Annotated in this window: 13 protein-coding genes; all 13 read left to right on the forward strand. The window is 55.3% G+C overall.

Annotated features, from left to right (window positions below):
* Positions 1-3: 3 nt before the first annotated feature.
* The 13 genes from gspD (at position 4) to iagB (ending at position 13,540) form a co-directional block, all read left to right on the forward strand.
* Positions 4-1,926 carry a type II secretion system secretin GspD gene (gspD, locus tag ACOT1A_RS11135; protein ID WP_105322593.1) on the forward strand — a complete coding sequence of 641 codons (1,923 nt, stop codon included), beginning with the start codon at positions 4-6 and terminating at the stop codon, positions 1,924-1,926.
* 14 nt (positions 1,927-1,940) lie between these two features.
* Positions 1,941-3,419, forward strand: coding sequence for a type II secretion system ATPase GspE (gene gspE, locus ACOT1A_RS11140; RefSeq protein WP_105322594.1), 1,479 nt, complete (start codon positions 1,941-1,943; stop codon positions 3,417-3,419).
* Positions 3,419-4,627, forward strand: coding sequence for a type II secretion system inner membrane protein GspF (gspF, locus tag ACOT1A_RS11145; protein ID WP_023299695.1), 1,209 nt, complete (start codon positions 3,419-3,421; stop codon positions 4,625-4,627). Before gspE ends, gspF begins: the two co-directional genes overlap by 1 nt.
* 3 nt (positions 4,628-4,630) lie before the next feature.
* Positions 4,631-5,080 (forward strand): type II secretion system major pseudopilin GspG, encoded by a 450-nt coding sequence (gspG, locus tag ACOT1A_RS11150; RefSeq protein WP_023299696.1) that lies wholly within the window; start codon positions 4,631-4,633, stop codon positions 5,078-5,080.
* Positions 5,080-5,565 (forward strand): type II secretion system minor pseudopilin GspH, encoded by a 486-nt coding sequence (gspH, locus tag ACOT1A_RS11155; RefSeq protein WP_023299697.1) that lies wholly within the window; start codon positions 5,080-5,082, stop codon positions 5,563-5,565. The genes gspG and gspH overlap by 1 nt, the downstream gene beginning before the upstream one ends.
* The gene (gene gspI / locus ACOT1A_RS11160) at positions 5,558-5,938 is read left to right on the forward strand and encodes a type II secretion system minor pseudopilin GspI (protein WP_105322595.1); all 381 of its coding nucleotides are present in this window, start codon (positions 5,558-5,560) and stop codon (positions 5,936-5,938) included. Before gspH ends, gspI begins: the two co-directional genes overlap by 8 nt.
* Positions 5,935-6,588, forward strand: coding sequence for a type II secretion system minor pseudopilin GspJ (gene gspJ / locus ACOT1A_RS11165; protein WP_023299699.1), 654 nt, complete (start codon positions 5,935-5,937; stop codon positions 6,586-6,588). The genes gspI and gspJ overlap by 4 nt, the downstream gene beginning before the upstream one ends.
* The gene (gene gspK / locus ACOT1A_RS11170) at positions 6,585-7,595 is read left to right on the forward strand and encodes a type II secretion system minor pseudopilin GspK (RefSeq protein WP_023299700.1); all 1,011 of its coding nucleotides are present in this window, start codon (positions 6,585-6,587) and stop codon (positions 7,593-7,595) included. Before gspJ ends, gspK begins: the two co-directional genes overlap by 4 nt.
* Positions 7,596-7,610: 15 nt before the next feature.
* Positions 7,611-8,744, forward strand: coding sequence for a type II secretion system protein GspL (gene gspL, locus ACOT1A_RS11175; RefSeq protein ID WP_105322596.1), 1,134 nt, complete (start codon positions 7,611-7,613; stop codon positions 8,742-8,744).
* Positions 8,741-9,226, forward strand: coding sequence for a type II secretion system protein GspM (gspM, locus tag ACOT1A_RS11180; RefSeq protein WP_063150535.1), 486 nt, complete (start codon positions 8,741-8,743; stop codon positions 9,224-9,226). The genes gspL and gspM overlap by 4 nt, the downstream gene beginning before the upstream one ends.
* Positions 9,223-10,020 carry a prepilin peptidase gene (locus tag ACOT1A_RS11185; RefSeq protein ID WP_276170247.1) on the forward strand — a complete coding sequence of 266 codons (798 nt, stop codon included), beginning with the start codon at positions 9,223-9,225 and terminating at the stop codon, positions 10,018-10,020. The genes gspM and ACOT1A_RS11185 overlap by 4 nt, the downstream gene beginning before the upstream one ends.
* A gap of 253 nt (positions 10,021-10,273) precedes the next feature.
* Entirely contained in the window at positions 10,274-12,997 is a 2,724-nt protein-coding gene (locus tag ACOT1A_RS11190) for a glycosyl hydrolase family 18 protein (protein ID WP_276170246.1), read from the forward strand.
* Positions 12,998-13,099: 102 nt separating this feature from the next.
* A complete protein-coding gene (gene iagB, locus ACOT1A_RS11195; RefSeq protein ID WP_023299704.1) occupies positions 13,100-13,540 on the forward strand; it encodes a type III secretion system invasion protein IagB in 441 nt (146 codons plus the stop codon).
* The last annotated feature ends 85 nt before the right edge of the window (positions 13,541-13,625 follow it).

Raw genomic sequence — 13,625 nt, forward strand, 5'->3', positions numbered from 1 at the left:
GACATGAAAAAAATTCCCTGGGCGTGCGTGGCGCTGACCGCATTGTCGTTATATTCCAGTTCGCTGCTTGCAGCTAACTTTAGCGCGAGTTTTAAAAATACTGATATTCGCGAGTTTATCGATACGGTAGGCCGTAATCTCAATAAAACCATTCTGGTCGATCCGTCCGTCCAGGGAACCGTCTCGGTCCGAACCTACAACGTGCTGACGGAAGATGAGTACTATCAATTCTTTCTGAGCGTGCTGGATCTCTACGGCCTGTCGGTGATCCCGATGGACAACGGCATGGTCAAAGTGGTGCGCTCAAGCGTGGCGCGTACCGCCGGTGCGCCGCTGGCAGACAGCAAAAATCCGGGCAAAGGTGACGAGATCATCACCCGCGTGGTGCGCATGGAAAACGTGCCTGTTCGTGAGCTGGCCCCGCTGCTGCGTCAGCTCAACGATGCCACCGGTATCGGGAATGTGGTCCACTTTGAGCCGTCCAACGTCCTGCTGTTAACCGGTAAAGCCTCGGTGGTGAACCGGCTGGTGGATCTGGTGCAGCGCGTCGATAAAGACGGCATCCAGCGTCGCGAAATCATCCCGCTGCGCTTTGCGTCCGCCAAAGAACTCTCGGAGATGTTGAATAACCTCAACAATGAAGAACAGAAAGGGCAGAACGCGCCGCAGCTGGCGACTAAAGTCGTCGCGGATGACGAAACCAACAGCCTGGTGATCAGCGGCGCGGAAGATGCGCGGGCGCGCACCCGTTCCCTTATTCATCAGCTGGATCGTGAGCAGAATAACGAGGGCAATACCCGCGTCTTCTACCTCAAGTATGCCAGCGCCACCAAAGTGGTGCCGGTTCTCACCGGGATTGGTGAGCAGCTGAAAGACAAGCCGGGTGCGGCCAAAGCGAAATCCGCGAGCGCCTCAACCGATCTGAATATTACCGCCGACGAGTCAACCAACTCCCTGGTGATCACCGCACAGCCTAACGTGATGAACTCCCTCGAGAAAGTGATCGACAAGCTGGATATTCGCCGTCCGCAGGTGCTGGTGGAAGCGATCATTGCCGAAGTGCAGGACGGTAACGGCCTGGATCTTGGCGTGCAGTGGACCAGCAAGCACGGCGGGGTGCAGTTTGGCTCCACCGGCCTGCCAATCAGCCAGATTAAAAATGGCACCATGAAAGGGGCAAGTTTCACTGGCCTTGCGACCGGCTTCTTTAACGGTGACTTCGGTGCGCTGGTGACCGCGCTTTCCACTGACGGCAAAAATGACATCCTCTCCACGCCAAGCGTGGTCACGCTGGATAACAAAGAAGCGTCGTTCAACGTCGGTCAGGATGTGCCGGTGCTTTCCGGTTCGCAAACCACCAGCGGCGACAACGTCTTTAACTCGGTTGAGCGTAAAACCGTAGGGACCAAGCTGAAGATTGTGCCGCAGATTAACGATGGCGACATGATCCATCTGAAGATTGAGCAGGAAGTGTCGAGTGTCGACAACAGCGCGACGGAAGACTCCAGCCTCGGCCCAACCTTCAACACGCGCACGATTAATAACGAAGTGATGGTCCACAGTGGCCAGACGGTGGTGCTTGGCGGTCTGATGGAAAATGTGACCAAACAGTCCGTGTCCAAAGTGCCCCTGCTCGGCGATATCCCGCTGGTCGGTCAGCTGTTCCGCTACACCTCGCTGGATACTTCCAAACGCAACCTGATGGTGTTTATTCATACCACCGTCCTGCGTGACGACGACAACTACAGCGCGGCCTCGAAAGAGAAATATGACCAGATCCGGGTGCGCCAGATGCAGCGAGTGGAGGAGAAAAAGCTCGGTATTGTTGAGCCGACTGACAACGCCGTCCTGCCCGCGTTTCCCTCTGCAAGCACTGGCGCCGCACCGGTGAAAACCAGCGCCACGCGCAATCCGTTTAAAGAATAGCGCGGAGGGGTAACGTGGACGAACTGAGTAAAACACTGTGTAGCAGCAACTACGCAAAAGATAACGGCGTTCTGTTTTACAACAATGATGTCTATATCCGGGACGACACACCTGCGCATGCTCTGCTGGAGGTGCGCCGTGTGCTGGGCAGTGCTTTCATCCCCGTCACTGTGACGCCGGAAGCGTTTGACGAGATGCTGGCCAAAATCTGGCAGCAGAGCAGCGGCGTGTCGCAGCAACTGGTGGACGACATGGACGCGGATATCGATCTGATGGCCTTAACCGAGGAGATCCCGGATAACGAAGATCTGCTCGATAACGACGAAAACTCACCGGTGATCCGCCTGATCAACGCCATTCTCGGCGAGGCGGTGAAGGACGGCGCGTCGGATATTCATATCGAAACCTTCGAGCGCACGCTGAGCATCCGCTTCCGCGTTGACGGCGTGCTGCGCCCGGTGTTGCAACCGGCGCGTAAGCTCGCGCCGCTGCTGGTGTCGCGTATTAAGGTGATGTCGAAACTCGACATCGCCGAGAAACGTCTCCCCCAGGATGGACGTATCTCCCTGCGCATTGGCCGTAAGGCCATCGACGTGCGTGTGTCGACCATTCCGTCCCAGTACGGCGAGCGCGTGGTCATGCGCCTGCTCGATAAAAGCAATCTCAAGCCCGACATCAACAAGCTTGGGCTGATTGATGAAGAGCTGGAGAAGCTGAAAGGGCTGATTGACCGCCCGCACGGGATCATCCTCGTTACCGGCCCGACGGGTTCCGGTAAAAGTACCACGCTGTACGCCATTCTTTCGGCGCTGAACGGTCACGAGCGCAACATTCTGACCGTGGAAGACCCGATCGAATACGAGCTGGAAGGCGTGGGGCAGACGCAGGTTAACCCGCGCGTGGACATGACCTTTGCCCGCGGGCTGCGCGCGATTCTGCGTCAGGACCCGGACGTGGTGATGATCGGGGAAATTCGCGACGGTGAGACCGCCCAGATCGCGGTGCAGGCGTCGCTGACCGGTCACCTGGTGATGTCGACGCTGCACACCAACAGTGCCGCAGGGGCGATAACCCGTCTGCGGGATATGGGGCTGGAGTCGTTTTTAATCGGTTCATCGCTGCTCGGTGTCATTGCCCAGCGTCTGGTGCGTCGGCTGTGTACGCACTGCCGGACCACCAGTCCGCTGGATGCCAATGAAAAAGCGTTGTTCAGCTTTATGGACGCGCCGCCAAAAGCGATTTATCGCGCGGTGGGGTGTGAACACTGCCGTCAGAGCGGCTATCAGGGCCGCGCCGGTATTCATGAGTTTCTGGTGGTGGACAGTACCATGCGCCGCGCCATCCATGAAGATAAGGACGAAATGTCCATAGAAACGCAGCTCTTTAAGCAGGCCTACAGCCTGCGTGAAAACGGGCTGCTGAAGGTGATCGGCGGCGTGACGTCTCTGGAAGAAGTCATGCGCGTCACCGCCGAGCGTGGGGGGGATGCGTAATGGCTTTCTACGCCTGGACGGCGACGAGTGCCGCGGGAAAAACCCAGCGCGGGACGTTACAGGCCGAGGGACAGAAGCAGGTTCGCCAGTGGCTTCGCGAGCAAAAGCTGATGCCCGTGAGTATCACCGAAACCCGCGAAACGGCGACAGGCGGGAAAGCGAAAACCGGGGGGAAGCTCTCTACCCCGGTGCTGTCGATGTTTACCCGTCAGCTTTCGACGCTGGTGAACGCCGCGCTGCCGCTGGAAAGTGCGCTGAAGGCGATCTCTAAGCAGACGGAAGATAAAAAGCTGGCGGCGATGGTGATGGAGATCCGCGAGAAGGTGGTCGAGGGGCATACGCTGTTCGACGCCTTTAGCCAGTTTCCACGCACCTTCGACAAACTTTACTGCACGCTGGTGATGGCCGGTGAAAAGACCGGCCATCTGGGCGACGTGCTGGAGAAGCTGGCGGAGTACAACGAACAGCGCCAGAAGATGAAAAGCAAGCTGACGCAGGCGATGGTCTACCCGATTACCCTCACCGTGGTCGCTATCGCGGTGATCGGCATTCTGCTGGTGGCGGTGGTGCCGCAGGTGATTGAGCAGTTTACCCACATGAAACAGCAACTGCCGATCACCACCCGGACGCTGATTGCGGTAAGTGATTTCCTGCAAGCCTGGGGTATCTATATTGTCGGCAGCCTGGCGGGGGCGTTCGTCGGCTTCAAAACCTGGGTGCGAAACGTGAAAAACCGTTTTCGCTGGCACAGCTGGCTGGTGAACGGCTCGCCGATTAAAAAGCTGGTGTGCGCCATCAACAGCGCCCGCTATATCCGTACCCTGAGCATTTTGCAGGCCAGCAGCGTGCCGCTGCTGGAGGGGATGTATATCGCGATGGACGGTATTGAAAATCTCTATGCCCGTCAGGTGCTGGAGCAGGCCGCCGATACCGTACGTCAGGGGGCGTCGCTGTATGGGGCGCTGGAACAGGCGAAATTATTCCCGCCAACCATGCTGTATATGATTGCCTCCGGTGAAGAGAGCGGGGAATTAGGTAATTTAATGGATCGCGCGGCGGAAAATCAGGAATCGGCATTACAGCATCGAATTACATTAACGCTGTCGGTATTTGAACCGGCGCTGGTGGTATCCATGGCGACGATTGTTTTATTCATCGTTCTTTCAATATTACAACCGCTTCTGCAACTTAATAATATGGTAGGTTAAATCATGGCTCTAAAACGTAAAAACCTGGCTCGCCAGGCGGGCTTCACATTGCTCGAATTAATGGTGGTGATTGTTATTCTTGGCGTTCTGGCGAGTATGGTAGTGCCAAACTTAATGGGTAATAAAGAAAAAGCGGATACGCAAAAGGCGACCAGCGATATTGTCGCGCTCGAAGGCTCGCTGGATATGTATAAGCTGGACAACCACCGCTACCCGACCACAGAGCAGGGTTTGCAGGCGCTGGTGACGAAGCCGGAAATCGCACCAATCCCGAACGGCTATCGCGCGGATGGCTATATTCGCCGCCTGCCGCAGGATCCATGGGGCAGCGATTATATTCTGGTCAGCCCAGGTGAACACGGTGCGGTGGACATTTTCTCTGCGGGTCCGGACGGCGAAGCGAATACTGCCGATGACATTACCAACTGGTCTCTGGATAAGAACGAGAAGTAATGAAAAATCAACGCGGCTTTACGTTGCTGGAAATTATTCTGGCGCTGGTGATATTTGCCAGCTGCGCCATGATGGTGGTGTCCACCATTCCTTCGCGCAGCGGCGCGGATATATTTGGCCAGCAATTAAAAGCGCTCGTTGATTATGGTTCAGACCGTGCGGTGATGGACGGAAATATTGTCGGGCTGGTGATCGCCACCGATAAATATCAGCTGGTGACGATCGCGGATAAAAATGGCGAGCGTCACTGGGTGCCATTATCTGCCGGACGTATTACCACCAAAGGTGATTTTCCGGAAGAGATGCACGTGTCGCTCTCGCCGCAGCGCCTGGCCGCGACGGTGGCGTCCGAGCCACAGGTGATCTTTTTACCGGACGGTGAAATCAGCCGCTTTACGCTGACGCTGCAAAGTTACGACAAACAGCACCATTTCCGCGTGGTGTCGCAGGGTGCGGCGCCGGTATCGGTAGAAAACGATGGCTAACGACAACACAAAGCAAAAGGGGATGACGCTGCTGGAGGTGATGGTCGCGCTGGTGATTTTCTCCACCGCCGCGCTGGCGCTAATGAACTCGGTCTCCCTGAACGTGCGTTTTACCCATGGTCTGGCCGATACCTTGCAGGCCAGTTGGGTGGCGGAAAATCAGCTGGCGGAAGCGCAACTCACCAAAACCGACTTCCCGGATGCTGAGCAGCAGGGGACGGAAATCATGGGCGGGCGCAGCTGGAACTGGCGTAAGCAGCGGGGGAAAACCGCCGACAACGGCTGGGCGAACTCCATTCGCGTCTATGCGGAAGGCGATGAGAGCCAGCCGGTTATTTCCCTGCACATCATTCCGCCGGGAGAGAGCAAGTGAAGAAAACGCGACGCCAGCGCGGATTTACCCTGCTGGAGATCATGATTGCGCTGACTATTTTCGCGGTAATCAGCACCCTGGCCTGGCAAATTCTGGACGGCGCGATGCGTACCAGCTCGGCCACCGATGCCAGCGCCGCTAAGCTCAACCAGCTTCAGCGCGGCTGGAGTCTGATGGAGCGCGACTTTTTCCAGCTACAGGCGCGAGCGCCGCGTAATGAGCCAGAGCGGTTCCGTCAGGAGGGCGATGCCCTTGAACTGACCACCCTGAATGGCGTGAGCGGAACGGTCCACCTGGAGCGCGTGCGCTGGCGGCTGGAAGAGGGGCGTTTGTACCGCGACGTCTGGCCGGTCATTGACGGCCCGGTGGACGTTAAGCCTGACGAAGTGCCGATTGTCAGCGGCGTAAAAGCATTGCAGTGGCGGTTTTATCGTCAGGGCTGGCAGACAGCCTGGCACGACGCCGCCCATCTGCCGGACGGCGTGGAGGTTACGTTGACGATGGAAAACGGGGATACCTGGCGCTGGGTGTTCACCACGCCGGGGGATATGCCGGAGGTGGCCGCTGCCGCTGCCCCAGAGAAAGCCGCCGACGCGCCTGCGACGACTCCGGACGCAGCCCCTGCGCCTTCGCCGGAGACCAGACCATGAACCGAATCCGTCAACAAAAGGGCGTCGCCCTGCTGGTGGTGCTGATTTTGCTGGTGATGATGTCGGCGCTGGCCGCCAAAATCAGCCAGCAGTTCTGCCGTAATTTGCAGAAAACGCATTATCAGATAAGCCAGCAGCAACTGCGCTGGGCGATGCAGGCCCAGGAAAAAGTGGTGAAGGACAGGTTACAGACCGATGCCAGCGGCGAGAGCAAGCCGCTGGCGCTGGACGGCGACTGGCATCAGCCGCTGGAGACGCAGGGAGAAGACTACACGGTCGTGAGCCAGGTGGAAGACGCTCAGGACTGCTTTAACGTCAATAACCTGTTGACCGCCGACGTCGCGCCCCAGGGGCAAAGCGCTCCCGCGGTGACGGAAAAACCGCGTAAAGAGCGGATTGTTGAACAACTCCTGACGGAAAGCGGGCTCAGTCCGGGCACGGCGGAGGCGGTCTATTTCCAGCTGGTGGATTATCTCGATGGTGACAGCACCACGGCGAAAGAGGGTGCCGAAAGCGATGCGTGGGCTGGCATCGTGCCCGCCCGGAAACCGGCAAACCAGATGATGCGCAGCATCGCGGAGATCAAACTGCTGCCAGCGTTCCCGGTTACGGCATATCCGAAGGTGAGCAAGCTGTTATGCGCGCTGCCGGACGCCGCCAGCAAGGTGGACGTTAACACCCTGCAACCGGAACAGGCCGTGGTGCTGGCGGCCATGTTTCCGGGAAAATTCACGCAGGATGACGCCGTTCGTCTGCTGGATAAACGTCCGGAATCGGGCTGGGAAAATATGGACGCGTTCAGCAAAGCGCTGGAGCAGACCTTCCCGCAGTTAAAAGACGATCTCCCGCAGGTGGCAGATCAATTTTCTATAAACAGCCGGTACTTCCGCGTGAATTACAGCGGCAATACCGATGAATTAACGCTTCGCGTGGTCAGCCAGCTTCAGATGAATAACGAAGCCGGTGAGATCGTGACGTGGCAGCGTCGTTACCGAATGATTGAATAAGAAAAGTAGAACGTTATGAAACAGGTACTTTTTGTTCGCCCCGACAGCCGCGAGGGCGGGAAAATAATGTGCTGTGAGTCCGGCAGCGAGCGCGTCGAGGTGCTCGACAGCCTGGAGATGCTGGCCGAACACCCGCTGGCTACACGCGTTTGTCTCCTGCTGCCCGCCAGCGACATGATTTTCCGCCATTTCACGCTGCCGAAAAAGGTGGCTTCTCAGGCGATGGCCTTCTCGTGGATGGCGGAAGAGACGCTGATTGGCGACGTGGACAACCTCCACTGGACAGTGCTCTACAAAAAAGGCGCTGACGTCGACGCCGTTGCCATTGACGCCGACCGCCTGCGTGCGGCATTGACCCGCTGTCACGAGGCCGGATTAAACGTGATTCAGGCCCTGCCTGATGCCTGGCTGCTGCCCGTGGCGGTAGGGGGCAGCACGCTGGTCGCACAGGATAAAGGCTACTGGCTGCGTTTATCTCCCCACGTGGCGGGTGAAATGGAGGGAACCCTGCTGCCGCTGTTGATGCAGAAAGCCGGAGACGGGGAAGTGTGTTGCTACGGCGACGCGCCTGCGGACGTTCACGTTGACGTACAGCATGCCTGGCAGCACCCGCTGGTGCTGATCCAGCCGCAGTGGAAAACCTGTCGTGTGAATCTGCTTCACGGTGAATTCAGCCTTAAGGCCGGTCATGGCCAGGCCGCAAAAAGCATGAAAGCAGCGATGATAGCGGCGGGCCTGCTGTCCGTTGGTCTGCTGCTGGGGCCGCGCATTGCGATGGCCTGGATGCTGGTACAGCAGGAAAATCGGGTTCAGCAGGAGATCGTTCAGGTTTATCAGCACCATTTCCCCAGCATGCGCCAGCAGACCAATATCAAATATCACTTTGGCCAAAGCCTGAAAAAACAGAGCAAGGGGTTCTTTCTTCAGCTTGAGGAGCTGGAGAAAGCCAGGCAGTCAGTCCCTGCGATGGAGATCGATCTGCTGGAATACGATGCGCAGCAAAACACCCTGACGCTGAGCGTTAGCGCGCAAAGCCAGCCCGCGTTGCAGGCGTTTGTGAACCAGACCAGTGAGAATTTTGATTTTACCTTACAACCTGTTTCAACAACCGAACCGTATACCGCCATGATCGCAGGGAAACATAAATGAAAGAGCGAATCGCGCAGCTGAAATCACGCTATCAGAATTACAGCGCCCGGGAAAAAATCATTTTAAAAATATGTGCCGTTGCCATTGTGGCGGCTGCGGTGTATTACACAGGAGTAATTCCCCTGGATAATATGATTCAAAATAGTAAATCGACGCTTAAAAGACAAAAAGAGACGCTTAACTGGATGCGCAGTGAAATTGATAAAAATCATCTTCAGGTCCAGTTAGTTAAAACGAATAATCCGCGTACGGTGGTCGAGAACAGCGCTCATGAAATTAATCTTTCACTGACGGATGTGCGCCAGGAGGGGCAAACTTTATCGTTCGTGGTGAATCGGGTAAATGTATATGAATTAAAAAGCTGGCTGCGTGAAATTAATCAGACCTCCGGCGTGACATTGCAAAAAATAAACCTCACGCCGGTTGACCACCTCAGCGATGTGAAAGCACAGGTGCAGCTTACCTGGTCAAAAAGCGCATGAATACCTTCACGCTGATGCGGGAGGCCTGTCCGCTCGGTTTCCCGATGATGAGTGCTATCCTGGGCGGGATTATGGGCAGTTTTCTTGGCGTTGTTGCCGAGCGCGTACCGGGAATGGTGATGGATGAGGAGGGGAGCGGCAATCTGCTCTTTCCTGCCTCGCACTGCCCGGTGTGTCAGCACACGCTTGCTGCATGGGAAAATATCCCGCTGCTCAGTTGGCTGTTATTACGGGGGCGCTGCCACCAGTGCGGCAGCGCGATCCCGCTGCGACTCTTTTTGGTGGAACTGTTCTCCGCGCTGTTTTTTGGCATCACGGCCTGGTGCATGCCGGACGTTCAGGCGCTGTTCTCTTTGTGGTTACTGGCGGCTTTTTTACTGCCGCTGGCCATGATCGACTGGCAGCATCAGTTGTTGCCGGACTGCCTGACCCAGCCGCTGCTGTGGGCGGGGTTAGTGCTCCATGCTATTGACCACACATTGCCGCTACGCGATGCGCTGTTTGGCGCGGTGGCGGGCTATCTGTCGCTCTGGCTGCTCTACTGGGCTTTTCGTCTGATCGCCGGACGAGAAGGGCTGGGTTACGGGGATTTTAAGCTACTGGCGGCGCTGGGCGCCTGGTGCGGCTGGCAGGCATTACCCTCCATTGAACTGGCGGCAGCGTTAAGCGGTATTGTCGGTTATTTCGCCGTCAATAATTTAAATAAAAATAACCTCACTATTTCTTTTGGTCCTTACCTCGCCTTTTCTGGAATCGTGGTGTTTATTAGTCAGCAGTTTGCTTTCATATTTTAAATATACTGGTCAAGGTTTTTTATAAATCTTTTTGATGCTGGGAGAGAAGGACGACTTTTTACACTCGGTGTATCGTAGGAGATATAAGCTACACGGGATTTGGCTTGTATCTTTTTATGGAGGAATACAGCGCAGCAACAATTTTTTGTTCACGGCACTCACGTTGGTTAAATACGCATTACGCGAAACGCATCCATGATCTCACGGAAGGCATGGGTTATTACGTTATAAATAAATTTATCAGGAAATAAAAATGAAATTTATGAAACCAAAATATCTGGCGCTCTTTATTGCGGCGGCCACCAGCTCCGCATTTGCAGCTGCGCCGGGTACGCCTTCTATTACATCGGGCAATGATAAATTTGCGCTGGTAGAAGTGGATCAGGCGGCACAGGATTACAACAACCTCATCAAAGTGCATAAAGAGGGTGTTGATGTAAAAGTGGAATGGAACGTCTGGAGCGGTGACGCCCCAACGTCTGCAAAAGTGCTGCTGGACGGCAAGACCGTCTGGACCGGCGCGGGCAGCGCGGCGGGTTCTGCGACCTTCAAAGTCAAAAAAGGGGGCCGCTATCAGGAACAGGTCGAACTGTGTAACGACAGCGGTTGTACCAAAAGCGCAAGCAAACTGATTATCGTGGCGGATACCGACGGAAGCCATTTGCTGCCGCTGAATACGCCGCTGCTGGAAAATAACAAAGCTTTCGCTCAGCATACCGATAAAGTCGTCGGTGCCTATTTCCCTGAGTGGGGCGTTTACGATCGAAACTTCTCTGCGGATAAGATCCCGGTCGCGAACATTAACCACCTGCTGTACGGCTTTATTCCAATTTGCGGCGGCGACGGTATTAACGACAGCGCCAAATCTTCAGGTGCACTGGAATCCCTGAAACGCGCCTGTGCTGGCCGTCAGGACTACACCGTGGCCATTCACGATCCATGGGCTGCATTGCAGAAACCGCAGAAAGGCGTAAGCAACTGGGACGATCCCTACAAAGGTAACTATGGGCAGCTGATGGCGATGAAAAAAGCCCATCCTGACCTGAAAATTCTGCCATCCATTGGTGGCTGGACCCTGTCCGATCCGTTCTATCAGATGGATAACAAAGTACTGCGTGACCGTTTCGTGGCGTCGGTAAAAGACTTCCTGACCACCTGGAAAGTGTTTGACGGCGTGGATATTGACTGGGAATTCCCGGGCGGCGGCGGTGAAAACGCCAAACTCGGCAATCCTCAGACCGATAAAGCCACCTACACCGCGCTGATGCACGACCTGCGTCAGATGCTAAATGAACTGTCTGCGGAAACCGGTCGTACCTACGAGCTGACTACTGCAATCGGTGCCGGTAAAGATAAGATCGAAGACGTGGACTATAACACCACGCAGCAGTACCTCGACCATATCTTCCTGATGAGCTACGACTTCTACGGTGCCTGGAGCAATACCGATCTGGGCCACCAGACCGCCCTGTACGGTGCTTCCTGGAAACCAGACACTAACTACACCACCGATAACGCGGTAAAAGCGATGCTGGAGCAGGGCGTTAAGCCAGGCAAGATCGTGGTAGGCGCAGGTATGTATGGCCGCGGCTGGACCGGCGTTCATGGTTATACTGGCGATAATCCATTTACCGGCACCGCAACCGGACCAATTAAAGGGACATGGGAAAGCGGTATCGTTGACTATCGTCAAATCGTCAACCAGATGCTGGGCAAACCGGGCTGGGAATACAAATATGACGAAGCGGCTGAAGCGCCGTACGTGTTCAACAAGTCCACCGGTGAGCTGGTGACGTACGATAACGCCCGTTCCGTTATGGCGAAAGGCAAATACGTACTGAACAAAAACCTGGGCGGACTGTTCGCATGGTCTATCGAGTCTGATAACGGCGATATCCTGAACGCCATGAACGAAAGCCTGCTGGGCGGAAGTTCCATCCCGGATCTGCCTGTTGAGACTAACCATGCGCCAGTGGCTTCAGCTGCCGATCAAAATGTCACCGGTCCTGCAACCGTGACCCTGGATGGCTCTGCTTCCAGCGACCAGGACGACGATGCGCTGACCTATAAATGGACGCAGGTTTCAGGCCCTTCTGTGACCATCGCCAATAGCACCAAAGCAAAAGCCAGCTTTAGCGTTCCGGCTGTGACAAGCGACCAGAACCTGGTCTTCCGTTTGACCGTAACCGACGCTAAAGGGCTGAGCAATGCTGTTGACGTCCAGGTTGTGAATAAAGCGCCTAAAGCCAACCAGGCGCCGGTAATCAATGCTATGGAAGCCGTTACCGTTCAGTCCGGTGAAGCAATTTCTCTGCACGCACAGGCATCCGATCCTGATGGTGACGCGCTGACCTACAGCTGGAGCGTACCGGCTGATATGAACGCGACCGGCACTGATTCGGCCAACGTTCGCATCACTGCACCAGAAGTGCACAATACCTCTTCCTACACCCTGAGCGTTATTGTGACGGACGGTAAAACCAGCGTGCAGTCTGACGTGCAGGTGACGGTGGAGCCTAAGCCAGCTGACGAGGTAACGCCTCCTGCCGATGACGTCACACCACCGGCTGACGACGTAACCCCTCCAGCTGACGACGTAACCCCTCCAGCTGACGACGTAACCCCGCCAGCTGATGATACCGCCGGCAGCTGCGACGCACCTGTCGATGCCAACGCCAGCAAATACGCTGCGTGGGACGCGAGCAAAATCTATAACAACGGCGATACCGTAAGCTTCGACCACCTCGTGTGGAAAGCGAAATACTGGACTCAGGGCAATCAGCCTGGCTTCGGTATGGACGCGTGGGAGCTGGTAAGCAACGTGAAGATGAACTGGCGTTCTGACCTGGTCTACAACAGCGGCGACACCACCACCTATGAAGGTAACGTTTACCGTGCGAAATGGTGGACCCGTGGTGATAACCCAGCAAATAGCGACGTATGGGTAAAAGAAGGCGCATCAACAGATTGCAAATAATCTAACCCATTAATTACTCCCCCCTTCTGAGGGGGAGTAATTAAAAATTCATTTTACAGGATGTTTCTAAGGAGAAATAACCAATAAAGTCAGCAGGTAAAAATGAAAAAGCTCATTTTGTTGTTATTAATAATAAGCCAGGGCGCTCTGGCAAACTGTTGGGATAAAGCGGCGCGTTATTATCATGTCGACCCTTATTTACTCTACGCGATAGCGAATGTGGAATCCGGTATGAATCCGTACGCGGTTGGGAAAAACCGCGATGGCACGCGGGATGTCGGGCTGATGCAAATCAACAGCTCGCATTTTACCGCGCTGGAAAGCAGAGGCATTGATGAGTATCGCTTAATGACCGAGCCGTGTACCTCCATCATGGTGGGTGCCTCCATTCTCTCCGGAATGATAAGAGTATATGGCTATAACTGGGAAGCGGTAGGCGCTTATAACGCCGGGTTGAAGAAAGAGAATTATCCGCAGCGGATGAAATATGCCCATAAGGTCTGGGCTAAATATCAGCAATTAAAATTAGCAGCACGTGATTAACGTTTTTTATTTTTGAAGAATTCCTGAAGGTGTTCTTCGAAAAGTGAAAACAGCTGAATGTGGTTTATGTATTAACGGAATAATA

Origin of the sequence: Enterobacter cloacae complex sp. SYL003 (assembly GCF_049236925.1) — a bacterium.
GTDB lineage: Bacteria > Pseudomonadota > Gammaproteobacteria > Enterobacterales > Enterobacteriaceae > Enterobacter > Enterobacter intestinihominis.

Bases quoted from the DNA above. Each gene is read 5' to 3' on its own strand.
- gspD (WP_105322593.1), top strand. From the start codon at position 4: ATGAAAAAAATTCCCTGGGCGTGCGTGGCGCTGACCGCATTGTCGTTA.
- gspF (WP_023299695.1), top strand. From the start codon at position 3,419: ATGGCTTTCTACGCCTGGACGGCGACGAGTGCCGCGGGAAAAACCCAG.
- gspG (WP_023299696.1), top strand. From the start codon at position 4,631: ATGGCTCTAAAACGTAAAAACCTGGCTCGCCAGGCGGGCTTCACATTG.
- gspH (WP_023299697.1), top strand. From the start codon at position 5,080: ATGAAAAATCAACGCGGCTTTACGTTGCTGGAAATTATTCTGGCGCTG.
- gspI (WP_105322595.1), top strand. From the start codon at position 5,558: ATGGCTAACGACAACACAAAGCAAAAGGGGATGACGCTGCTGGAGGTG.
- gspK (WP_023299700.1), top strand. From the start codon at position 6,585: ATGAACCGAATCCGTCAACAAAAGGGCGTCGCCCTGCTGGTGGTGCTG.
- gspL (WP_105322596.1), top strand. From the start codon at position 7,611: ATGAAACAGGTACTTTTTGTTCGCCCCGACAGCCGCGAGGGCGGGAAA.
- gspM (WP_063150535.1), top strand. From the start codon at position 8,741: ATGAAAGAGCGAATCGCGCAGCTGAAATCACGCTATCAGAATTACAGC.
- ACOT1A_RS11185 (WP_276170247.1), top strand. From the start codon at position 9,223: ATGAATACCTTCACGCTGATGCGGGAGGCCTGTCCGCTCGGTTTCCCG.
- ACOT1A_RS11190 (WP_276170246.1), top strand. From the start codon at position 10,274: ATGAAATTTATGAAACCAAAATATCTGGCGCTCTTTATTGCGGCGGCC.
- iagB (WP_023299704.1), top strand. From the start codon at position 13,100: ATGAAAAAGCTCATTTTGTTGTTATTAATAATAAGCCAGGGCGCTCTG.